Origin of the sequence: Flavobacterium crassostreae (assembly GCF_001831475.1) — a bacterium.
GTDB lineage: Bacteria > Bacteroidota > Bacteroidia > Flavobacteriales > Flavobacteriaceae > Flavobacterium > Flavobacterium crassostreae.
Genome location: NZ_CP017688.1, coordinates 940,877 through 962,425, shown reverse-complemented (window position 1 = coordinate 962,425; position 21,549 = coordinate 940,877). Strand labels below are relative to the sequence as shown.

Below are 21,549 nucleotides of genomic sequence, written 5' to 3'. Positions count from 1 at the left end.
CATGCATCCATTTCAATTTAAAAAAGCATTTGTAGTTTCGGCATTCCTATTAGGGATGAGCTCCATGAACGCACAAGATGGCTTAGTCAATTCGCTTAAAGTAAATGCCAGCGAAAAAAGTGTAGAAAGCTTTAAATTTACAGACGTTATCAATCTTGCCAATACCTCTATCAAAAACCAAGGATCTTCAGGAACCTGCTGGAGTTACTCAACTAACTCGTATTTAGAATCCGAAATGATTCGGTTAGGTAAACAACCTGTAGAGATCTCTCAAGTATTTTCTGCTCGTAATGCATATCTTGAAAAAGGTAAAAATTACGTACGCATGCATGGTGCTGTTACTCTAGGAGACGGTGGAGAACTACACGATGTTATCAATATGTACAAAAAATATGGTGCTGTGCCACAAGAGGTTTATACTGGTTTAAACTACGGTACTTCCAAAAACAAATTTGCCGAAATGGCAAGCATCACGCAAGCCTTATTAGCCGCCGTAGTAAAAAATCCAAATGGAGAGCTTACCCCTAATTGGGAAAAAGCCTACGCTGCAGTACTAGATACCTACTTGGGCGAGGTACCAAAAACATTTAACTACAAAGGCAAATCCTACACACCACAAACATTTGCAAAAGAAGTTGTAGGCATACAACCTGAAGAATACATTGAGTTTGGATCGTATACCACAGAGCCATACTACGAAAAAACCATGATGATGGTTCCAGACAACTGGTCTTTTGATTTGGTGTATAACATTAAGATGAATGACATTACCGCTATAATTGACCACGCTTTAAAGAACGGTTTTACGGTTGCTTGGGCTTCGGATGTTAGTGAAAAAAGTTTTAGCTGGAAAAATGGTATTGCGTATGTACCTAATAAAAACTACGAAGACATGTCAGCTACCGAAAAGGAAAACATGTTTAATGGTCCAAAGCAAGAATTAGATATTACCGAAGAAATGCGTCAGAAAGCTTTTGACAATTACCAAACCACAGACGACCACGCCATGCATATTGTAGGTATCTCTAAAGACCAAACGGGCAAAGAGTATTATATTGTTAAAAACTCGTGGGGAGCTTCCAATGACTATAAAGGGTATTTGTATGTAAGCAAAAATTTTGTGAAATATAAAACTACTGCATTTTTAGTAAACAAAGCTGCTGTGCCTAATGATATTGCCAAAAAATTAAAATTATAATCTAAGGCTACGTTTGTTTTAAACTTATTTTAGATCAAAATAGTAGTACAAAAAAAACCTCGTTTATAATTAAACGAGGTTTTTTTTATAGATATAAATGCTATATAATTCTGGACTAATCCAATGGATTCATCTTAAAGGTATCCATAAATGCAGTAGTATAATCTCCTTCAATATACTTTGGCTCATCCATTAATTGTCTATGAAAAGGGATGGTTGTTTTAATCCCTTCAATCACAAATTCATCCAAGGCTCTTCTCATTTTACTGATGGCTTCTTCACGGGTTTGCGCAGTAGTAATTAATTTAGCTATCATAGAATCATAATTTGGCGGAATGGTGTACCCCGAGTAAACATGAGTATCTAAACGCACTCCATGACCACCAGGCATGTGCAATGTGGTGATTTTTCCGGGAGACGGACGAAAATCATTATATGGATCCTCGGCATTAATACGGCATTCAATAGCGTGCAGTTTAGGCAAATAATTTCTGCCAGAAATAGGCACACCTGCTGCAACTAATATTTGCTCTCGTATTAAGTCATAATCAATCACTTGCTCTGTAATAGGATGCTCTACTTGGATGCGCGTATTCATTTCCATAAAATAGAAATTACGGTGTTTGTCAACCAAAAATTCTACGGTTCCAGCTCCTTCATATTTAATATATTCAGCAGCCTTTACGGCAGCTTCTCCCATAGCTTGACGCAGTTCGTCCGTCATAAATGGAGAAGGAGTTTCTTCGGTTAGTTTTTGGTGACGTCTTTGTACCGAGCAGTCTCTTTCAGAAAGATGACAGGCTTTTCCGTACGAATCTCCTACTACCTGAATTTCAATATGACGAGGCTCTTCAATTAATTTTTCAAGATACATTCCGTCATTTCCAAAAGCTGCAGCCGATTCTTGACGTGCGCTTTCCCAAGCTTTTAATAAATCTTCTTCTTTCCAAACAGCTCGCATTCCTTTTCCGCCACCACCTGCTGTTGCTTTTAGCATTACCGGAAAACCAAATTCTTTAGAAAGTTGTAATGCTTGCTCATACGATTCTAAAATACCTACCGATCCTGGTACACATGGCACACCAGCTTCAATCATGGTAGATTTAGCCGAGGCTTTATCTCCCATTCTATCGATCATCTCTGGGGCTGCACCAATAAATTTAATACCGTGCTCTTGACAAATTTTTGAAAATTTAGAGTTTTCGGACAAAAACCCATAACCAGGATGGATTGCATCTGCATTGGTTATTTCGGCAGCAGCAATAATATTTGACATTTTTAAATAAGAAAGGCTACTTGGCGCTGGACCAATACAAACGGCCTCATCTGCAAACCTAACGTGCAAACTCTCTGCATCTGCAGTAGAATAAACCGCAACAGTCTTAATGCCCATTTCTTTACAGGTTCTAATCACACGTAGTGCAATTTCTCCTCTATTGGCAATTAATATTTTTTTAAACATCTTGTTTTAAATTTTAAATTATGAATTTTAAATTTTAAATTATTTCAAAACCATATTAAGGAATGCTTTGAAATATATAATTTAAAATTAATTAAGATGGATCCACTAAAAATAATGGCTGATCAAATTCTACTGGTGACATGTCATCCACAAGAATTTTTACTATTTTTCCAGAAACCTCAGATTCTATTTCGTTAAATAATTTCATGGCTTCAATTACGCATACAACGTCTCCTTTATTGATGTTAGTTCCTACTTCTACAAACACCGCCTTATCTGGAGATGGCTTTCTGTAAAAAGTACCAATGATCGGAGATTTGACAACAATATATTTTGAATCTTCAGCTGGTGCAACAGCTACTGGTGCAGCCGGAACTACTGGTTGTGGCGCTAAGGCTTGTTGTAAGGTGTTTTGAGCTGGTAGTTGTTGTACATACGTGGTTTCTGTACTACCTTCTAAAGTGGTTCTAATGGTGATTTTTACATCATCCATTTCTAATTTAACTTCTGCAACTCCTGTGTTTGCTACAAATTTGATTAGATTCTGAATTTCTTTTAAATCCATAATTATTTGTTTTTAGTTTAAAATTATTTTTTGTCGTAAGCCCATTTTAAATAAATAGAACCCCAAGTAAATCCGCCTCCAAAAGCAGCAAGTATAATGGTATCGCCTTTTTTGAATTTATGCTCAAAATCATTTAAAACCAATGGTAATGTTGCTGAGGTGGTGTTACCGTATTTTTCTATATTCATCAACACCTTAGAATCTTCTAAGTTCATTCTATTTGCTGTGGCGTCAATAATTCTTTTGTTTGCTTGGTGCGGCACTAACCAATCTACGTCTTGATTGGTTAAATTATTTCTTTTTAAAATTAATTCACTAGCATCCGCCATATTGGTTACGGCATATTTAAATACTGTCTTACCGTCTTGAGTAATGTTGTGTCTTCTTTCTTTTAAGGTAGTTTCGGAGGTTGGGTTTAAAGACCCACCGGCATCAATTTTTAAGAAATCGCGCCCTACTCCATCACTTCTTAAGTATTCATCTTGCAGTCCCAATCCTTCATAATTAGGTTCAAACAATGCTGCACCTGCACCATCTCCAAAAATAATGCATGTAGAACGGTCGGTATAATCTACAATAGAAGACATTTTATCTGCTCCTATAAGCAATACTTTTTTGTACCTTCCGGACTCTATGTAGGCGGCCGCTGTAGACATACCGTACAAAAAGCTAGAACAAGCTGCTTGCAAATCATACGAAAAAGCATTTGTTGCACCTATAGCAGAGGCTACATAAACTCCTGTTGCCGCTACGGGCATATCAGATGTGGCAGTTGCCATAAGCAATAAATCTATCTCTAAGGGATCGATATTTGCCTTAGCAATTAAATCTTGAGCAGCTTTTATTGCCAAATAAGAGGTTCCTTTATCTGCATCTTTAAGGATTCTTCTTTCTTTAATTCCTGTACGAGAGATAATCCACTCATCGTTTGTATCTACCATGGTCTCTAGAGCTTTATTGGTTAAAATAAAGTCTGGAACATAGGCACCAACAGCGGTAATTGCGGCGGTAATTTTATTCATTGTATTCGAATATTTTTTACTAAATGTTTCCATTGAGTAAAACGTTTAAAAGAGTTGAAAATTACAAAAAAAAATCTAAACCAATTGTTTTAGAACTTCTTATTTACTAAAATTACAAACAACAAAAAAACTCTCACAATGTGAGAGTTCAAATATCATTTGTAAAAAAAATGCATTAAGCAACCGCTACAGATTTATCTATAACCACTTGCCCTCTGTAATACATTTTACCTTCGTGCCAGTAGGCTCTGTGGTATAAATGTGCTTCACCCGTGATTGGGCAAGTAGCAATCTGTGCTACAGTAGCTTTATAATGTGTTCTTCTTTTATCTCTTCTTGTTTTGGAGATTTTTCTCTTAGGATGTGCCATTTTACTATATTATTTATCCGTTAATAGTTGCTTTAATTTGTCCCATCTAGGGTCAATATTTTCTTCTTTTTCTTCTTGTTTTGTTTCACTTACTTTTAGTTCATTGAGTATGTCTAAGGTTTCTGTTTTTAAACTTCCGTCGGCAACTCCTGGATGAACTCGTTTTAGAGGTACTGAAAGCACAATCATTTCATAAATATATTGCGCTATATCTATCTCAAATTCCCCAAAAGGTACAATAAGCAATTCTTCGTTATCATTATTAAACTCCTCTCCAAAACGAACAATTAATTTCATACTACCCTCGATAGGCAGGTCAAATTCTTCGCTTGTTACATCACAAAGAACTCTAACGGTTCCTTGGTGCTGAAAAGCTAACTCCAACATCGTGCTCTTCTTCTCTAAAACTACATTTACTTTGATGTCTGAATTATCAAATTCGTCATAATCAAAGATTTCAAAGAACGCATTACTTAATTGATACTCAAAATGATGTTTTCCTTGCTTTAATCCCACAAAAGGAATTAAATATTCTTTTGTTTTGTTCATTTCAACATGATTTTGCCCCAAACTTCGGGAGTGCAAAGATATAAAATTATTATAAAACTAATAATGTTATTTATCTTTTTTTGTTTAGTACTATTTTTCTTTTAATTTTAAGGGCGCTTTACTGATTTCTTGGTATTCCATTCTGGAACGATAAACATCTAAGGCAAGATACACGGCTTCTTTAAATGAGTTGTGATCCGCTTGGTTTTTTCCAGCTATTTCGTAGGCTGTACCATGATCTGGCGAGGTTCTGATTTTATCCAAACCTGCCGTAAAATTAACTCCTTTGCCAAAGGACAATGTTTTAAAAGGGATCAATCCTTGGTCGTGATACACCGCTAGTATGGCGTCATAATTTTGGTATTGGCTACTCCCAAAAAAGCCATCCGCGGCAAATGGACCAAAAACAAGCGTTCCTTTTTCAAATATTTTTTTCAAAGTAGGCTTTAAAACGGCATCTTCTTCTTTACCTATAACGCCTCCGTCTCCACAATGTGGATTCAGCCCCAATACTGCAATTTTTGGATTATTTATACTAAAATCCTGAATTAACGCTTTTTTTACGGTGGCAACTTTTCGTGTTATTAATTCTTCTGTCAAATGAGACGCAACTTGGCTTAGCGGAATATGATCGGTCAACAAGCCCACTCTTAGATTATCTTGTACCATTAACATTAAAGCATTTCCTTCTAATTCTTGATCCAAATAATCGGTATGCCCCGGAAACGAAAACGCCTCAGACTGGATGTTGTATTTGTTTATGGGAGCCGTAACCAACACGTCTACCAGACCTTCTTTTAAGGCATTGGTTGCTGCCACAAAAGACGTAATAGCATACGCTCCTACTTTTTCGTCATTAACTCCTAGATTTAAATCCACTCCTTCTTTCCAGAGGTTTAGCACATTTATTTTACCTAAAACAACTTGATCCAAGCGATCTATTCCGTGCAAGGCGGTAGTGGCTCCTAAATTTTTTTTGATAAAAGATAAGATCTTGACATTAGCAAAAATAACCGGTGTACACAACTCCAACATTCTATTGTCTTCAAATGTTTTAAGCACAACTTCGCTTCCAATACCGTTTAAATCTCCTATTGAAATTCCAACTATTATATTTTCTGCTCTTTTCATAATGACGACTAATTATTTATTACTAATTTTGAACTACAAATTTAGTAAAATAAAACAAGAAATGTTTACAGGAATAATAGAAACCCTTGGCACTATTGAAGATATTCAAAAAGACAAAGACAACTTACACATTACCATAGAGTCTGCCATAACCAACGAATTAAAAATTGATCAAAGTGTTGCTCATAACGGCATCTGTCTTACGGTAGTAGCTATTAAAGACAATTCTTACACTGTTACCGCAATTGGCGAAACGATTCAAAAAACCAACATAAGCCATTGGAATATTGGCGACGCAGTCAATCTGGAACGAGCAATGAGACTAGGCGATAGGCTTGACGGACACATTGTTCAAGGCCATGTAGACCAAACAGCTCGCTGTATTTATACCCAAGAAACCAACGGAAGTTGGATCTATACTTTTGAATACGATACTGCCCTAAACAATCTAACCATAGAAAAAGGATCTATTACCGTAAATGGCGTTAGCCTAACAGTGGTGGACTCTAAAAGAAATCAATTTAGCGTAGCTATAATTCCGTATACACACCAACATACCAACTTTAACACCTTCAAAACAGGCACTCTAATTAATTTAGAGTTTGACGTTATAGGCAAATATGTCACTAGACTGCATCAAAACAAAATGTAATGTGGTTTGAAACAAAAAAAACCTCTGCTTATTTTACACAGAGGTTTTTTTTGTTTTTATATATTTATAAGTAGTATACTTACCCAATGCGACTCCCGCAACCAAAAGAAAGACTAACTCCTTGTTTATTGGCAAACCAGGCGGTGGCGGTGGTGGCGGAAACGCACTACTCCCCTTAACTCCAGGCGGTGGCGGCTCCGGAGCAGCAAAAACACCTAAGGAAATAACCGCAAAGGCTAGTAGTAAGTAGTTATTTTTAAAAATCTTTTTCATGATAATACAAAATTAACAAATTAATCTGTTACTAAACAAGAACTTATCCCTTATTTTTAAAACATTTTTACACACCAAAAACAAAAAAACCTTATAAACGCAATGTTTATAAGGTTTTTTAAACTTAAACTGTGGTCCCACCTGGGCTCGAACCAGGGACCACCTGATTATGAGTCAGGTGCTCTAACCAGCTGAGCTATAGGACCGGTTAAGAGTTTGCAATATTACTACTATTTTTCGATTGTTACAACTATTTTGGTCCTATATTTACAATTAAACTGTAAAAAAAACAAACCCAACTACAAACGTGCTGATTTACAGAATCATAAAAAACCCATTCAGAGTATACTTATTTTATATCTTGACATAATTCAATCAAAACAGATTGAGTGCTTTTGGGATGCAGAAAAGCCACTAACTTATTATCCGCCCCTATTTTGGGTGTTTCGTTCAAGACTACAAAACCTTCCGCCTTTAATCTAGCAATCTCAGCCACAATATCCGTGACTGCAAAAGCAATGTGATGCATTCCTTCGCCTTTTTTCTGTATAAATTTAGCAATTGGACTCTCTGGATTTGTAGCCGCAAGGAGCTCTATTTTATTGGGACCATTGGCAAAGAACGAAGTTATTACTCCCTCACTAGCCACCTCTTCTGTTTTATAGGCTGGTGTTCCTAACAATTTTTCAAACAACAGACTAGACGCCTCCAAATCTTGGACAGCAATCCCAATGTGCTCTATTTTTAGCATCATATAACGAAATTTTAATTATTTTAAAACAACTAATCCTTAGCAACATAGGTCTTAAAGTAACCACACTCTGCTATAACCTCTTGGTAATATTGGGTATCTGCATAATCTTTTTGTAAAATTTGAAAACCATTCCAGGCTAAAAAATTAATTTTATCGTCATACCTATCCCACCAGTTTGTATCCTTAAAATAATAGCTGTTGTTATAAAATTCATTACGCTCCCATTTGGTTAACAAATATAGGCATTTGGCTTTTTGTTCTTTTGTAGTTGCTGCTGCCAAAGCTTTTTGATAGTATTTTTTAGAAACAGTACCATCGAGTATTCTTTTTTTGATAGAGGGCCTAAAATAAGTTGGACTAGAACCGTAGCCAACCAGATTACTTTCGTAAAAGGTACGTGCGTTCCCAAAATAAGAAAGGTTATAAAAGGCATTCCCCAATAACAAACTATTGTTGTAAACGTCCTGATTTTGGCTTATTTTGTTTTGCATTTGCTGCATAATCCTTAAAAAATCTATATGTGTAAACTTTCTGTTCTGTCTGGCTGCATGTTCACAATCATGGCAATCTTTAATAGTTCCATTAAATGGATTTCCTAAAAGAACTGCTTTTTGAGCACTATCCGTTTGTTCCATATACGCTATGGCTTCAGGAATTTTGTCTGCAAAAGTAGCTTTGACCGCCTGAAAAGCATAAATATCGGTTAGCTTTACGCTGTAAATATGCTTTGCAATGGTTTCTAATGGACTCCATTTAGGCTTTAAAAGAAATTTTTTCATGGCCTCTAGGTTTGCATCCGAATCATAAAACTGCTCTGTTGGCTCAAAAAGCTCCGCCATCACATTATTTTTTTGATTTCTAAATACTGCCGAAAGGTATTTTTTGCTCCATTGGGCCGCATTATAATACCTAAAATTTTCTATTTTTTGATTTGGCAATTCTTGATAAAGCCAATTTAAATCCTTTATAATTTTTTTTTCGGAAGCAGAATTAAGCACCGTAATTTGGTTCAAATTATTCACAAACCGTAACAACCGCAATTGACTCGTTGCCAAAATAGTGTTAGGTAATTTAGCCGCAACACTGGCATAGGTCGCCTCTGCATTAGCATATTGTCCGTGTAGGGTTTGCAAATACCCTAAGGCAATTTTCCATAAATACGGTTTGTTGGTAGCGGTATCCTTTGCGATTTTTTGCACCAAAGCCAACACGTCGGGATCCATTTGTGCTATCTGTTGTTTTTTATCTTCGGTTACAGTTCGTTGGGCATAATTGGTCTGGATTTTGTTTTCCTGATTATGCACCAACCGCGTCAAAAGGTAATTAAGATGTGGACTAGCGGGATCTAAGGCATAGATATTTGTTATGGCATTTATTTCGTCTTTATAATAGCCATGAACTGCCCATAATGCCGCTTTTTCGGGATTGGTCTTAGCCAAAGCTAAAGACTCATTCCAGTCATTTTGGTCTTGAGGATGAAAACTATAAGCCGCCACCACTCGCATTGGAGGACATTTATCAAAAACAATGCTGTACAAATAATTAGATAGGGCATATTTTTTATTCTGATAATGTATCCCAGCACAGTAACTAAGTGCCCGATAGTATAAGGTGTTTTTGACTGCGGTTTTTGAAGTTTGCTCAAAAAAAGCAATTGCTTTTGGTTTGTTATCACTATAAAAATAAGCTTTCATGAGCTGGAACCAATACCTGTTTTTTATAAAAACATCCGTATTTTGGGCATAAGCACGCTCTAGTTTGGCAATACTGTTCCAATCCGTAAAAACTTTTGCCGCAACGGGCTCGTAACTCCAGTAGTCTTCTTTGACAGAGGCAGTTTCTACTTTTTGAGCCAAGTACAAAAAGCGCAAAAAAGCAACCACTTTGGGATCTTTTAAACGAAACTTTTTGCCCCATTTGATTGCTGTGGCATTTTCTGTAGGTTGGGTATAATATTGCTCTAATGCAACTACATCGTTGGCGCTAGTGCCTGTTAAAAAAAAACGCACCTCCGAAGTTGCCATGCTCCCTTTGAGATACCCCTCCCAATCCGAAGTAATTTGGGTATTGAATCTGGAATTATGCTGGTCATCAAAGCCTATTCCATAAAAAACTTCTCCAGACAAAAACAAAGGCGCATACGAAGCCTCTACAAAAGCCTCTGGGGTAAAATTGGAATTATAGCCATAATACCAATCTTCGAACCAATCTCCGCCGCCACAGGCATAAATAATACTGCAACCAAAAAGTAATACTGCGCTAAAAATAAGCAGTAATTTGTTGGAAAATCGTTTTTTCATAATTGTTAATATTGCGTTGGTCTAAATCGTAAAAAATAATTTCTTTAGGGCTTTGCGCCGAATGCTCTCTCAGGTCGCTTGCCATTTCTTTTAAATCTGCAGTGCTAATGGCTTCTATTTTTATGCTATCTCCTTTTTTATAAAAAACACCTTTTCTATAATGAGAAACCATCACTCGGTACTTGTTGGTGGTGGTCAATAAAAATTTTGGATCCAAATCTAAATCCTTGTTTGTGAGCTTGTTGCGCAACCCAATTACGCTACCATTACTGCTATGAACGCCCCAAGAATATATAGGCAAGGCATAATTTAATGCCAAAGGGTATTTTTTTAAACTTGCTAAATACCTACTTGCTATGGCTTGGTTGTAGATAGAATTGGAAGACGGACTCCCAATCACTCCCATATTGTAGTACATCAAAACCCCCGAATCTACGTTAGGTATTTTTGTTTTTTCAAAATATTTTACTTGATGCAGTCTAATGGTAGTAGTTATTTTTTTGGCAGAAATACGCTTAAAAGCTTCTATAAACTGCAAATAATTGGTTTTGCTACTCAAGGTCCAATCACAATCAATTTGGATTTCTTGGCAGCTAAGTCCATTTTTGGTATTAATTAAAGCAACAAAATCATGCGTTTTTTGTGCGAGTTCTTGGCTATTAAATGCCGGATCCAACATCACTTTATTTTGAATGTACACCACCGGAACAATTGTTTGTACAGGAGGCAACATACTAAAATGTATCGGACTGCGAGGAAAAACCTGTTTGGTTTTAGGATGCAAATCCAGATCAAAATACCGAATGTATATTTTTTGAACTGCGTTTTCTTTTAGGGTTTCTTGCTCTAATGCAGACAAATTAAAATTGGTTTTCCAATAATAAAAACTAACCGCAGGGTATTGTTTTTGTTGGCAAGAAACAAAAAACATAATCAAGGCAATATAATAGCAGTATTTTTTCAAAAAAAAGGACGTTATGAGTCTAACAAATGTAAGAATTTATTACTGCCAAAATGAGTCTTTGGGTTTCTTTTAATACTAAAAAACAACTACAATGCGTTTTAATAGTGTCCCAAATATTTCGATTACAAAAAATATAATTGTTATTTTGTACTCCTAAATCTACCGTCTTTATGTTTAAGCATCCAACTGTAATTTTTTGCATCCTTTTTGCCTTATCTTTAACCAATTGTGCCAAAAGGGGCACTATCACTGGTGGTCTCAAGGACACTCTGGGACCGGTTTTAAAAGAGAGTTTTCCCAAAAACTTTAGCACCAATTTTAAAGGCGGCGATATCCGATTACTTTTTGACGAAAACATCCGCCTCAAAAACCAGAACAAACAACTAATAATTTCGCCTCCAATGCAACAGGAGCCGTTAATTTTGCCCACTAGCGTAAGTACGTTTTTGACTATAAAAATCAAAGACAGTTTACGGCCCAATACTACCTATAGTTTTAATTTTGGGCAAAGTATTGTCGATAATAATGAGGGAAATCCATACCGTCAATTTAAATATGTTTTTTCTACAGGGGCTTACATCGATTCGCTATCCATTAGCGGAAAAATAAAGGATGCCTACCTTAAAAACGCAGACCCTTACGTGTCTGTGATGCTCTATGAAGTCAACCAAAAATACACGGACTCTGTGGTTTATACCCATGCTCCACAATACATCACCAACACATTAGACAGCACAAAGAGTTTTAAACTGGACAATTTGAAAGCCGGAAAATACCTCTTAGTGGCTATGAAAGATAAAAATGGCAACAATAAATTTAATCCTAAAGAGGATAAAATAGGCTTTTTAAAAGAATTTATTGACATCCCTAACGACACCGTTTTTGAAATTAAGTTATTCCAAGAAACTCCAGATTTTAAGGCCTATCCACCCACACAAGCCTCTGGCAACAGACTGTTGCTGGGGTATGCTGGTGCTCCAAATACCGCTGAGAAACAACCTACAATTGTGGTCAAAAACAATTCCAAAATACTGCAAACAATAGTTACACAAATGCCCCAAAAAGATTCTTTACAGATTTGGATTCCAGCCCTTCAGACGGATTCTTTGGCCGTTAGGGTAAGCAAAGACAATTACTCCCGAGATTTTACTCTAAAAATAAAAAACCAAAAAAAAGACACGCTAAATGTGACGCTATCTTCTGGCGGATTGGCTAATTTTAATGATCGGTTGGCGTTACAATCCAGTACGCCATTGGTTGGTTTTGAGGATTCTAAGATCCAATTGCTAGCTAACGACAGTGTTGCAGTTGCCTTTAAAAGAGAGTATGTTGTTTTGGACCAAAAAATTTATTTTGATTTTAAGAAAGAACCCAACAAAAAATACAGCCTTCACTTATTACCGGGCGCATTGACTGATTTTTACGAAAAATCTAACGATAGCCTGCGCTTTTCTTTTGCTACCAAAAAAGAAGCCGAATACGGCAACCTACGCGTTACTCTACAAAACGTCCAACATTTTCCGGTGCTGGTGGAGCTAACTAATACTAAAGGCGATGTAATGGCTTCTAAATACAGCCAAAATAGTCCCATTATAGATTTCAATCTTATAGAGCCAGCGGTGTATCGTCTGCGTATTATATACGATCAAAACAAGAATCAGCGGTATGATTCTGGTACTTTTTTACAAAAAAAATATCCCGAAGAGGTGCTTTATTTTTCTAAAGAAATTGATGTTAGGGCCAACTGGGATGTGGATCAAGTTTTTGATGTGAGCATGCCATATTCAGCGGATTTAAACACAAAATAATTCTGACGCAAGGCATGACAACACGGTATTTAGGGGGCAACGAATTCTAATTAGGACTAGTCCTGTATTTCAAAGCTGTCTTTGTCTTTTAAAAAAGGGAGCTTTTCTCTAACTGCATTTTGGGCAGATTGGTGTAGCGTGGTTATAAAGATAGCTTCGTTTTCTGAGGGTTCTACAACATACTCTCCTAGGCAGTCTATTACTTGAGAGTGTCCGTTGTATTGGTATCCATTATTGTCTTCTCCTACTCTATTGCTGCCAATAACGTAACTCATGTTTTCTATGGCACGGGCCACTAGTAGGCTATCCCAAGCTTTGATTCTTGGTTTGGGCCAGCTGGCTACATAAAGTAATAAGTCATACTGTTCTACATTACGAGAAAAAACCGGAAATCGCAAGTCGTAGCATACCAATGGACAAATTTTCCAGCCTAGATAATCGACTACTAATTTTTGGGTGCCTCTGCGGTATACTTTTTCTTCGCCTGCTAGGCTAAACAAATGTCTTTTGTCGTAATGCTGTATTGCTCCTGTTGGAAATACAAATAACAATCGGTTATAATAGGCGTTGTTTTGGGTTATGACAATACTGGCTGTGATTGCGGTGTTTTTGGCTTTGGCCAATGCTTGCATCCATTGTACTGTTTTGCCGTTCATGGGTTCTGCTACTTGCTCTGGATGCATGGTAAAGCCGGTGGTGAACATCTCTGGCAACACGATGAGATTAATGCCTGCTGGAATACTATGGATTTTTTGTTCTAAGTAGACTCGATTTGCTTCGGGGTTTTGCCAAACGATGCTGGATTGTATTAGTGCTATTTTCATTTTATAAAATTACTAAAAAAGCGCTTTGTTTAGAAATAATTGTTTTCTTGTTTGGTAGCATAATTACAAAAACTGGGGTTGTGTTCTTGGGTGAGGGATAGTAGCGGATAGCCCACAGCCCGACGTAGGAGGTGCGAGGACTTGTAGCGGATAGCCCGACCGGAGCTTTTGCGTAGGGCACCCCAAAAACAAAAAACGCATCCAAATGAATGAATGCGTTTTTTAGAACTATTTATTTTTTGTCTTTGGCCTATAAAGAGTTATCCTTTTAGGCTTGCTGACATGTATTCTCTGTTCATGCGAGCGATATTCTCTAGAGATATTCCTTTTGGACATTCTACCTCACAGGCTCCTGTGTTGGTACAGTTACCAAATCCTTCGGCATCCATTTGGCTTACCATGTTTAGTACTCGGTCTGTGGCTTCAATTCTACCTTGTGGCAGTAAGGCGTATTGCGATACTTTGGCTGCTACGAATAACATAGCCGAGGAGTTTTTGCAGGTGGCTACACAGGCACCACAGCCGATGCAGGTTGCGGCGTCAAATGCCTCGTCTGCGTCTTTTTTGTTGATTGGTATAGAATTGGCATCGATGGTGTTTCCGGATGTGTTTACGGATATAAATCCTCCTGCATGCTGGATTCTGTCAAATGCGCTACGGTTTACTACTAAATCTTTGATTACCGGAAAGGCGGCTGCACGGAAAGGTTCTATGGTGATGGTGTCGCCATCCTTGAACATACGCATGTGCAACTGGCAGGTGGTTACTCCTCTATCTGGGCCGTGTGCTTCTCCGTTGATATATAAGGAACACATCCCGCAAATTCCTTCGCGACAATCGTGGTCAAAGGCTACTGGCTCGCCTCCTTTGTTGATTAAATCGTCATTGAATACGTCTAACATTTCTAAAAAGGACATATCTGGTTCAATTCCGTCGATTTGGTAATCAACCATTGCTCCTTTATCTTGGGCGTTTTTTTGACGCCATATTTTTAATGTAAGTTTCATACTATTTTAGTTTGAAAGTCATAAAGTCGAAAGTCGAAAGTCGCTTGACATGGGTCATCTGACTTTAAGGCTTTGGGCTTTGGACTAATTGCTATTTGTAATTTCTTTGAACTAGTTTAACGGCATCAAATACCAAGTTTTCTTTATGCAATACGGCGTCACTTGGTTTTCCTTTGTACTCCCAAGCTGCTACGTATGCAAAGTTCTCGTCATCACGTTTTGCTTCTCCTTCTTCGGTTTGGTACTCTTCTCTAAAGTGTCCTCCACAGGATTCGTTACGGTGTAGGGCATCTTTGGCAAACAATTCTCCTAGTTCTAAGAAATCTGCAACTCGGGTTGCTTTTTCTAGCTCTTGGTTGAAGCCTTTGTCTGTTCCGGGCACTTTAACGTCTTTGTAAAACTCTTCGCGCAATGCTGCAATTTCTTCAATAGCTTCGGTAAGTCCTTTTGCGTTACGAGCCATTCCAACTTTGTTCCACATTATCTTTCCTAATTTCTTGTGGAAATAGTCTACAGAATGGGTTCCGTTGTTGTTCATGAATTTTTCAATCTGTCCTTTTACTGCTTTTTCTGCAGCTTCAAATTCTGGTGTATCTGTAGATATTGGCCCCATTTTGATATCTGGAGATAAGTAATCGCCAATGGTATATGGCAATACAAAATAACCATCGGCTAATCCTTGCATTAAGGCAGAAGCTCCTAATCTGTTAGCTCCGTGATCCGAAAAGTTAGATTCTCCGATAGAGAAACAACCCGGAATGGTAGTCATTAAGTTATAATCTACCCAAGTTCCTCCCATGGTGTAGTGCACCGCTGGGTATATCATCATTGGAGAGGTATATGGATCCTCATCTACAATTTTGTAGTACATTTGGAATAGGTTCCCGTATTTGTTTTTTACAACTTCGGTACCTAATTTAGTTACTGCTTCTTTGTCTGTAGCATCTACTCCTTTTAGAAATGCTTGCTCTTTTCCGTAACGCTGTATTGCTGCCGCAAAATCCAAGTAAACTGCTTCGCCTGTTTTGTTTACTCCAAAACCGGCATCACATCTTTCTTTTGCTGCACGAGAGGCAACATCTCTAGGAACTAAGTTACCAAAGGCTGGGTATCTTCTCTCTAGGTAGTAATCTCTTTCGGACTCGGATAAATCAATTGCTTTTTTCTTTCCTTCTCTAATGGCAATAGCATCTTCGATTTTTGCAGGAACCCAGATACGACCGTCATTACGCAAAGACTCCGACATTAAGGTTAGTTTGGATTGGTGGTCTCCAGAAACAGGAATACAGGTTGGGTGAATTTGGGTGTAGCAAGGATTGGCAAAATATGCTCCTTTTTTGTGGATTTTCCAGGCTGCAGTAGCGTTAGATCCCATGGCATTGGTAGACAAAAAGAACACGTTTCCGTATCCTCCTGAAGCAATCACTACGGCGTGAGCAGAGTGTCTTTCTATGGCTCCAGTAATTAAGTTCCGTGCTATAATTCCTCTAGCTTTTCCGTTTACGATTACTATATCTAGCATTTCGTGACGGTTGTGCATGGTGATTTTTCCGCGTCCAATTTGACGGTTCATCGCAGAGTATGCTCCTAGCAATAGTTGTTGCCCGGTTTGCCCTCTTGCATAAAAAGTACGCGATACTAGAGCCCCTCCAAAAGAACGGTTGTCTAATAGTCCGCCATATTCTCGTGCCAATGGTACTCCTTGCGCCACACATTGGTCAATAATATTTGTAGATACCTCGGCAAGACGGTGTACGTTTGCTTCACGGGCACGATAATCTCCTCCTTTTACGGTATCGTAAAACAATCTAAAAACAGAATCTCCGTCTCCTTGATAATTTTTTGCTGCATTGATCCCTCCTTGTGCTGCAATAGAGTGCGCACGACGTGGAGAATCTTGAAAACAAAATGCTTTTACGTTATATCCTAATTCTGCTAATGTTGCAGCAGCTGAACCTCCAGCTAATCCTGTTCCTACAACAATAACATCTAAGTTACGTTTGTTGGCAGGGTTCACTAAATTAATATGATCTTTATAATCTGTCCATTTATCCGAAATTGGACCATTTGGAATTTTTGAGTCTAATGCCATTATAATTTAATATTAATGATTGAAATGATGAAATAAAGCAATAAAAATAAATCCGAAAGGAATTACAAACGCAAATCCTAATCCGAAATTTTTTAATCCTCTGGAATATTTGTTATTGAAACCTACCGACTGAAACGAAGAACTAAATCCGTGCTTTAGGTGTAAAGATAACAATACAAATGCAATACAATATAAGGCCGTACGCACTGGGCTTTCAAACTTTTCGGCTAATTCATGAAAATATCTTGTTTCATCCAATGGATTGATAGCAACATATTTGTAAACCATTTCTGGAAACCAAAAATCATACATGTGTAAAGCCAAAAAAGCCAAGATAACCAATCCCGAAACAATCATGTTTCTAGACGCCCAAGAAGAGTTCGCAGCGCCATTGTTTTTTGCGTAAGCAATAGGTCTAGCATTTCTGTTTTGAATCTCTAAAACAAACCCCATGATAAAGTGAAAAATAACCCCCACAATAAGAATTGGTTGGATCACAAACTGAACTAAAGGATTGTACCCCATAAAATGAGATATAGAATTGAATACATCGGAGCTAAACACCGAAGTCATATTAATGAAAAAGTGCTGTGCTAGAAACAACATCAGAAAAAGTCCTGAAAGCGCCATAGCAACTTTTTTAGCTATTGACGACTTCAATAATGTAGATTTTGCCATAAGATTTGAATAAATTGTTTTAAAAAATATTACAAAAATAAAGCAAATAGTCTTGAACTACAACCTTTTTACCGTTATTTATAATGAATTTAAAGTGTTTTGGCTAAAAAAGTAACAATCCCTTAAATATCAATATCTAAAGCGGAAATCCCCCAAAAAAGTTTAAACAAAAAAGCCCAATAGACCCTCCAGAACCCATATAATCTTAGTATTTTTGAATATCTAAAACAAAAAACAAAATTCTTATGAAATACCATCCAATTGACCGGGACTTATTTATAAAAAATCGCAGCAAATTCATGGCACAAATGAAGCCCAAAAGTGTTGCCGTTTTTAACTCCAATGACATCTACCCCATAAGCGCAGATAGCAGCATGCCTTTTGCACAACATCGGGATATTTTTTACCTAAGTGGCATTGACCAAGAAGAAAGCATATTGCTACTCTTTCCGGATGCTCCTTATGAAAACCAAAGAGAAATTTTATTCTTAAAAGAGACCAACGAGCACATTGCCGTTTGGGAAGGAGAAAAACTCACCAAAGAGCGCGCTTATGCTGTTTCGGGAATCCAAAACGTGCACTGGCTTCAAGATTTTGACAAAGTATTGAACGAAATGATGACCCATTGCGAAACCATGTACATCAATACCAACGAACATTATCGTGCCGTAATTGAAACCGAAACCAGAGAAGCCCGTTTTATCAAAAAATGGAAAGAAAAATACCCCGCACATGCCGTTGCCAAAAGCAACCCGATCTTACAACGCATACGGTCCATCAAAGAATCGGAAGAAATTGACCTAATGCAACACGCCTGCAACCTCACCGAAAAAGGCTTTAGAAGAATCCTATCTTTTGTCAAACCCAATGTCATGGAATACGAGATTGAGGCCGAATTTATTCACGAATTTATCCGCAACCGCTCCAATGGCTTTGCCTACACACCCATCATTGCATCAGGCAACAACGCCAATGTATTGCACTATATCGAAAACAACCAACAATGCAAAGCAGGCGATTTAATCCTGATGGACGTAGGAGCACAATACGCCAATTATGCCAGTGACATGACCCGAGTAGTTCCGGTATCCGGAAAATTCTCAGACAGACAAAAAGCCGTGTACAACGCCGTTTTGAACGTTAAAAACGAAGCCACAAAAATGCTCCTTCCAGGAACCCTATGGAAACAATACCATATCGAAGTAGGAAAAATCATGACCTCAGAGCTACTAGCACTCGGACTCCTAGACAAAGCCGATGTACAAAACCAAAACCCAGAATGGCCCGCATACAAAAAATACTTCATGCACGGAACCTCCCACCACATGGGCCTAGACACCCATGATTACGGACTCCTCACCGAACCAATGCAAGCCAACATGGTCTTTACAGTAGAGCCCGGAATATACCTCCCAGCCGAAGGATTTGGAATCCGCCTAGAAGACGATGTCGTAATCCAAGAAAACGGAGCACCATTCAACCTGATGCGCAACATCCCGATTGAGGTAGAAGAAATTGAAACCCTAATGCATTCCTAAAACACAACACCCAAAAAAAGGACGTCTCACAGCAATGCGAGCCGTCCTTTTTTGATTTATATCCACCCCAAAATTTGGGCGCATCCCGCCTACGTAAACTCCGGCAGGGTCGGGCTGTACGCTCCAAGTCCTCGCACCCAAAAAAGGGCGCTGTGGGCTATCCGCTGCCATCCCTTGCGCAGACAAAACAATGTTAAAAATTCCAAAAAAACATCCCTACAATCTCCAAAAAAAAATAACTTTATGATCCAAAAGCTTCCAACACAAGCCAATGGAGCACCCAGAAATAATTTTTAAAAACGCCCAAACAACCAAACCCAATTTAAAAACAAAACAAACCATGACCGCACACGAAATAGATTACAAGATCTTTGGACAAGAAATGCAATACGTCGAAATTGAACTAGACCCACAAGAAATTGTCATAGCCGAAGCAGGCAGCTTCATGATGATGGACAACAACATCCAAATGCAAACCATTTTTGGAGATGGTTCAGAGCAACAATCGGGTTTGTTTGGCAAATTACTAAATGCAGGCAAAAGAGTCTTAACCGGCGAGAGTTTATTTATGACCGCATTTATCAATCAAAACAATACCAAAGGCAAAGTATCCTTTGCATCACCATATCCAGGCAAAATCCTTCCGATAGATTTAACTCAATTTCAAGGCAAATTTATCTGCCAAAAAAGCTCGTTTTTATGTGCCGCCAAAGGCGTATCGGTAGGTATTGAATTTTCTAAAAAAATAGGGCGAGGGCTTTTTGGAGGCGAAGGCTTTATTATGCAAAAAATTGAAGGAGACGGCATGGCATTTGTACACTCCGGAGGCACACTAGCCAAAAAAGAACTAAAAGCAGGCGAAATCTTAAAAGTAGACACCGGTTGCATAGTAGGATTCACCAAGGAGGTCGATTATGATATCGAATTTATTGGCGGCATCAAGAACTCCGTTTTTGGAGGCGAAGGATTGTTCTACGCCACACTACGCGGACCCGGAACGGTTTATGTACAATCGCTTCCATTTAGTAGACTAGCAGATAGAATCATCGCATCGGCTCCCAAAGCAGGCGGCGAAAGTCGTGGCGAAGGAAGTCTTTTGGGCGGCATCGGAAATTTATTAGATGGGGACAATCGGTTTTAAAGAGTCAATGCTACAAGGATATTAAAAGCTACTATCGGTACAATAAGGGCTTTATTACAAACCAAAATAATAAAGCTCCCCAAATAATTAGACCTGATGCCCTAATACCTATGTTTTTAAAATCATAACGAAGCTTTTTGTCTTTACCTTCTGAAGGAACAAAAAGAACAATCAGTTGATTGATAAAAAATATGACGAGTAGTTTCCCCCAAAAACTGATACTAATAAAATAATCTGACAAAATTGTTTGATCTAAATTTAAGAATTTATAGAAGAAATGAATCAAAATCACTAGTACAATAAAAATCAAATATCCAATTTGGATTTTCGAAAACACCCTTTGTTTTTTCGCCTCTTTTTTTTCTTTTTCAATTTTCTTCTTTACAGAAGGTATATACGTCAAATTAAGATTTACGATGTTTTTAGCATTTAAAACAAAAATATCTCCAGGAACCTTTAACCTATTTCTAGATTGTTTAGGTTCTACCTCCTTGCTTTCGACTCCTTTTTTATAAATATTTTTTTCTTTCTTCTTATATCTATGTGTATCGATTAAATAGATTTTATCCAACTGAGTAATGTCATCACTTTTTAAGTCGTAATCAACAACATAGCCAGTATAAAGCTCCTTTCTGTCATTTTGTTCACTGACAGAAACCAAAATATCTGCATAAGTCATCAAAGTATCTTGTTCTTGTCCTTTATTGCTCTTGAAAGATACATGGTGAGCATCTTCAAATTTTTTCATATTAAGAACTTCGCCACTAAAGATATAATACCATTGGTTATTATACCTAAAAAGTTTGTATTTTTTATCCCATTTTAAAGTTCTAATGAGCCTACTACAAAACCATCCAGAAAAAGACGCAAAAACAAAAACCCCTATAGAATACCAAAAGAAACCTACTAACTCATTATTAATGAAATTTTTAGTAGCTTTTTGGGTACCATTAGTTCCATCCGAAGTAATGTCTCTGAAAATAGTAAAAACATCAAGATAACTTGCATCAAACCCAATGGATAAATTATAACTTATAAAAGTTATGATTTGTATGACAATGCCAGGAATAATACTAAAAAAAACAGAATGCAATACAGGGTCTTTGGTATTAAATTGCTTTGAAAACTCTCCATAAAAAAAGAATCTCCTAAATATGATACCTGGAATAACTATCGATATAAAAAAGGCTATAAAACCTAAAGTAAGATTCATATAGCCTA

The 21,549-nt window shown here is 37.5% G+C and carries 20 protein-coding genes and 1 tRNA gene; 6 read left to right on the top strand and 15 right to left on the bottom strand.

Going from position 1 to position 21,549, the window contains the following annotated elements:
* Position 1 precedes the first annotated feature (1 nt).
* Entirely contained in the window at positions 2–1,198 is a 1,197-nt protein-coding gene (locus LB076_RS04260; RefSeq protein WP_066333265.1) for a C1 family peptidase, read from the top strand.
* Positions 1,199–1,313: 115 nt separating this feature from the next.
* On the opposite strand, the gene accC is transcribed toward LB076_RS04260, so the two are convergent.
* The 6 genes from accC to pdxA form a co-directional block, all read right to left on the bottom strand.
* Positions 1,314–2,660, bottom strand: a complete 1,347-nt coding sequence (accC, locus tag LB076_RS04255; protein ID WP_066333263.1) for an acetyl-CoA carboxylase biotin carboxylase subunit — start codon at positions 2,658–2,660, stop codon at positions 1,314–1,316.
* A gap of 91 nt (positions 2,661–2,751) precedes the next feature.
* A complete protein-coding gene (gene accB, locus LB076_RS04250) occupies positions 2,752–3,225 on the bottom strand; it encodes an acetyl-CoA carboxylase biotin carboxyl carrier protein (RefSeq protein WP_066333260.1) in 474 nt (157 codons plus the stop codon).
* A 23-nt stretch (positions 3,226–3,248) separates the two neighbouring features.
* Complete coding sequence (locus LB076_RS04245) at positions 3,249–4,247, bottom strand: beta-ketoacyl-ACP synthase III (RefSeq protein ID WP_066333433.1); 999 nt, start codon at positions 4,245–4,247, stop codon at positions 3,249–3,251.
* Positions 4,248–4,422: 175 nt separating this feature from the next.
* Positions 4,423–4,617, bottom strand: a complete 195-nt coding sequence (rpmF, locus tag LB076_RS04240; protein ID WP_007137315.1) for a 50S ribosomal protein L32 — start codon at positions 4,615–4,617, stop codon at positions 4,423–4,425.
* A gap of 9 nt (positions 4,618–4,626) precedes the next feature.
* Complete coding sequence (locus LB076_RS04235; RefSeq protein ID WP_066333258.1) at positions 4,627–5,166, bottom strand: YceD family protein; 540 nt, start codon at positions 5,164–5,166, stop codon at positions 4,627–4,629.
* Positions 5,167–5,256: 90 nt separating this feature from the next.
* Positions 5,257–6,300: a 4-hydroxythreonine-4-phosphate dehydrogenase PdxA gene (gene pdxA / locus LB076_RS04230; RefSeq protein ID WP_066333255.1), complete on the bottom strand. Its 1,044-nt coding sequence runs from the start codon at positions 6,298–6,300 to the stop codon at positions 5,257–5,259.
* Positions 6,301–6,358: 58 nt separating this feature from the next.
* Between pdxA and LB076_RS04225 the strand changes: the two genes are divergently transcribed.
* Positions 6,359–6,949, top strand: coding sequence for a riboflavin synthase (locus tag LB076_RS04225; RefSeq protein ID WP_066333430.1), 591 nt, complete (start codon positions 6,359–6,361; stop codon positions 6,947–6,949).
* Between the two features lie 121 nt (positions 6,950–7,070).
* The gene (locus LB076_RS14120) at positions 7,071–7,199 is read left to right on the top strand and encodes a hypothetical protein (protein ID WP_255308164.1); all 129 of its coding nucleotides are present in this window, start codon (positions 7,071–7,073) and stop codon (positions 7,197–7,199) included.
* Positions 7,200–7,354: 155 nt separating this feature from the next.
* On the opposite strand, the gene LB076_RS04215 is transcribed toward LB076_RS14120, so the two are convergent.
* From LB076_RS04215 to LB076_RS04200, 4 genes are all read right to left on the bottom strand, one after another.
* Positions 7,355–7,428 (bottom strand) — tRNA-Ile (locus tag LB076_RS04215).
* Between the two features lie 143 nt (positions 7,429–7,571).
* Complete coding sequence (mce, locus tag LB076_RS04210; protein ID WP_066333428.1) at positions 7,572–7,973, bottom strand: methylmalonyl-CoA epimerase; 402 nt, start codon at positions 7,971–7,973, stop codon at positions 7,572–7,574.
* A gap of 32 nt (positions 7,974–8,005) precedes the next feature.
* A complete protein-coding gene (locus LB076_RS04205; protein WP_066333250.1) occupies positions 8,006–10,276 on the bottom strand; it encodes a hypothetical protein in 2,271 nt (756 codons plus the stop codon).
* Positions 10,236–11,240 carry a hypothetical protein gene (locus LB076_RS04200; protein ID WP_066333248.1) on the bottom strand — a complete coding sequence of 335 codons (1,005 nt, stop codon included), beginning with the start codon at positions 11,238–11,240 and terminating at the stop codon, positions 10,236–10,238. The genes LB076_RS04205 and LB076_RS04200 overlap by 41 nt, the downstream gene beginning before the upstream one ends.
* A 170-nt stretch (positions 11,241–11,410) precedes the next feature.
* Here LB076_RS04200 and LB076_RS04190 point away from each other — a divergent pair, with 170 nt between their 5' ends.
* The gene (locus LB076_RS04190) at positions 11,411–13,048 is read left to right on the top strand and encodes an Ig-like domain-containing domain (protein WP_066333244.1); all 1,638 of its coding nucleotides are present in this window, start codon (positions 11,411–11,413) and stop codon (positions 13,046–13,048) included.
* Between the two features lie 56 nt (positions 13,049–13,104).
* Here the strand turns inward: LB076_RS04190 and LB076_RS04185 are convergent, their stop codons facing one another.
* The 4 genes from LB076_RS04185 to LB076_RS04170 all read right to left on the bottom strand — a co-directional run bounded on the left by LB076_RS04185 (position 13,105) and on the right by LB076_RS04170 (position 17,649).
* Positions 13,105–13,872 carry an amidohydrolase gene (locus LB076_RS04185; RefSeq protein WP_066333241.1) on the bottom strand — a complete coding sequence of 256 codons (768 nt, stop codon included), beginning with the start codon at positions 13,870–13,872 and terminating at the stop codon, positions 13,105–13,107.
* Between the two features lie 260 nt (positions 13,873–14,132).
* Positions 14,133–14,879 (bottom strand): succinate dehydrogenase/fumarate reductase iron-sulfur subunit, encoded by a 747-nt coding sequence (locus tag LB076_RS04180; protein WP_066333238.1) that lies wholly within the window; start codon positions 14,877–14,879, stop codon positions 14,133–14,135.
* A gap of 91 nt (positions 14,880–14,970) precedes the next feature.
* On the bottom strand, positions 14,971–16,971 hold the full coding sequence (locus tag LB076_RS04175; protein ID WP_066333235.1) for a fumarate reductase/succinate dehydrogenase flavoprotein subunit: 2,001 nt from the start codon (positions 16,969–16,971) through the stop codon (positions 14,971–14,973).
* A gap of 12 nt (positions 16,972–16,983) precedes the next feature.
* On the bottom strand, positions 16,984–17,649 hold the full coding sequence (locus tag LB076_RS04170) for a succinate dehydrogenase cytochrome b subunit (RefSeq protein WP_066333233.1): 666 nt from the start codon (positions 17,647–17,649) through the stop codon (positions 16,984–16,986).
* A 245-nt stretch (positions 17,650–17,894) separates the two neighbouring features.
* Here LB076_RS04170 and LB076_RS04165 point away from each other — a divergent pair, with 245 nt between their 5' ends.
* Entirely contained in the window at positions 17,895–19,187 is a 1,293-nt protein-coding gene (locus tag LB076_RS04165) for an aminopeptidase P family protein (protein ID WP_066333231.1), read from the top strand.
* Between the two features lie 340 nt (positions 19,188–19,527).
* Entirely contained in the window at positions 19,528–20,328 is an 801-nt protein-coding gene (locus LB076_RS04155; protein WP_066333426.1) for a TIGR00266 family protein, read from the top strand.
* 31 nt (positions 20,329–20,359) lie between these two features.
* Here LB076_RS04155 and LB076_RS04150 read toward each other — a convergent pair whose 3' ends face one another.
* Positions 20,360–21,541 (bottom strand): hypothetical protein, encoded by a 1,182-nt coding sequence (locus tag LB076_RS04150; protein ID WP_066333227.1) that lies wholly within the window; start codon positions 21,539–21,541, stop codon positions 20,360–20,362.
* Between the last annotated feature and the right edge of the window lie 8 nt (positions 21,542–21,549).

Bases quoted from the DNA above. Each gene is read 5' to 3' on its own strand.
- LB076_RS04260 (WP_066333265.1), top strand. From the start codon at position 2: ATGCATCCATTTCAATTTAAAAAAGCATTTGTAGTTTCGGCATTCCTA.
- accC (WP_066333263.1), bottom strand. From the start codon at position 2,660: ATGTTTAAAAAAATATTAATTGCCAATAGAGGAGAAATTGCACTACGT.
- accB (WP_066333260.1), bottom strand. From the start codon at position 3,225: ATGGATTTAAAAGAAATTCAGAATCTAATCAAATTTGTAGCAAACACA.
- LB076_RS04245 (WP_066333433.1), bottom strand. From the start codon at position 4,247: ATGAATAAAATTACCGCCGCAATTACCGCTGTTGGTGCCTATGTTCCA.
- rpmF (WP_007137315.1), bottom strand. From the start codon at position 4,617: ATGGCACATCCTAAGAGAAAAATCTCCAAAACAAGAAGAGATAAAAGA.
- LB076_RS04235 (WP_066333258.1), bottom strand. From the start codon at position 5,166: ATGAACAAAACAAAAGAATATTTAATTCCTTTTGTGGGATTAAAGCAA.
- LB076_RS04225 (WP_066333430.1), top strand. From the start codon at position 6,359: ATGTTTACAGGAATAATAGAAACCCTTGGCACTATTGAAGATATTCAA.
- mce (WP_066333428.1), bottom strand. From the start codon at position 7,973: ATGCTAAAAATAGAGCACATTGGGATTGCTGTCCAAGATTTGGAGGCG.
- LB076_RS04205 (WP_066333250.1), bottom strand. From the start codon at position 10,276: ATGAAAAAACGATTTTCCAACAAATTACTGCTTATTTTTAGCGCAGTA.
- LB076_RS04190 (WP_066333244.1), top strand. From the start codon at position 11,411: ATGTTTAAGCATCCAACTGTAATTTTTTGCATCCTTTTTGCCTTATCT.
- LB076_RS04185 (WP_066333241.1), bottom strand. From the start codon at position 13,872: ATGAAAATAGCACTAATACAATCCAGCATCGTTTGGCAAAACCCCGAA.
- LB076_RS04180 (WP_066333238.1), bottom strand. From the start codon at position 14,879: ATGAAACTTACATTAAAAATATGGCGTCAAAAAAACGCCCAAGATAAA.
- LB076_RS04175 (WP_066333235.1), bottom strand. From the start codon at position 16,971: ATGGCATTAGACTCAAAAATTCCAAATGGTCCAATTTCGGATAAATGG.
- LB076_RS04170 (WP_066333233.1), bottom strand. From the start codon at position 17,649: ATGGCAAAATCTACATTATTGAAGTCGTCAATAGCTAAAAAAGTTGCT.
- LB076_RS04165 (WP_066333231.1), top strand. From the start codon at position 17,895: ATGAAATACCATCCAATTGACCGGGACTTATTTATAAAAAATCGCAGC.
- LB076_RS04155 (WP_066333426.1), top strand. From the start codon at position 19,528: ATGACCGCACACGAAATAGATTACAAGATCTTTGGACAAGAAATGCAA.
- LB076_RS04150 (WP_066333227.1), bottom strand. From the start codon at position 21,541: ATGAATCTTACTTTAGGTTTTATAGCCTTTTTTATATCGATAGTTATT.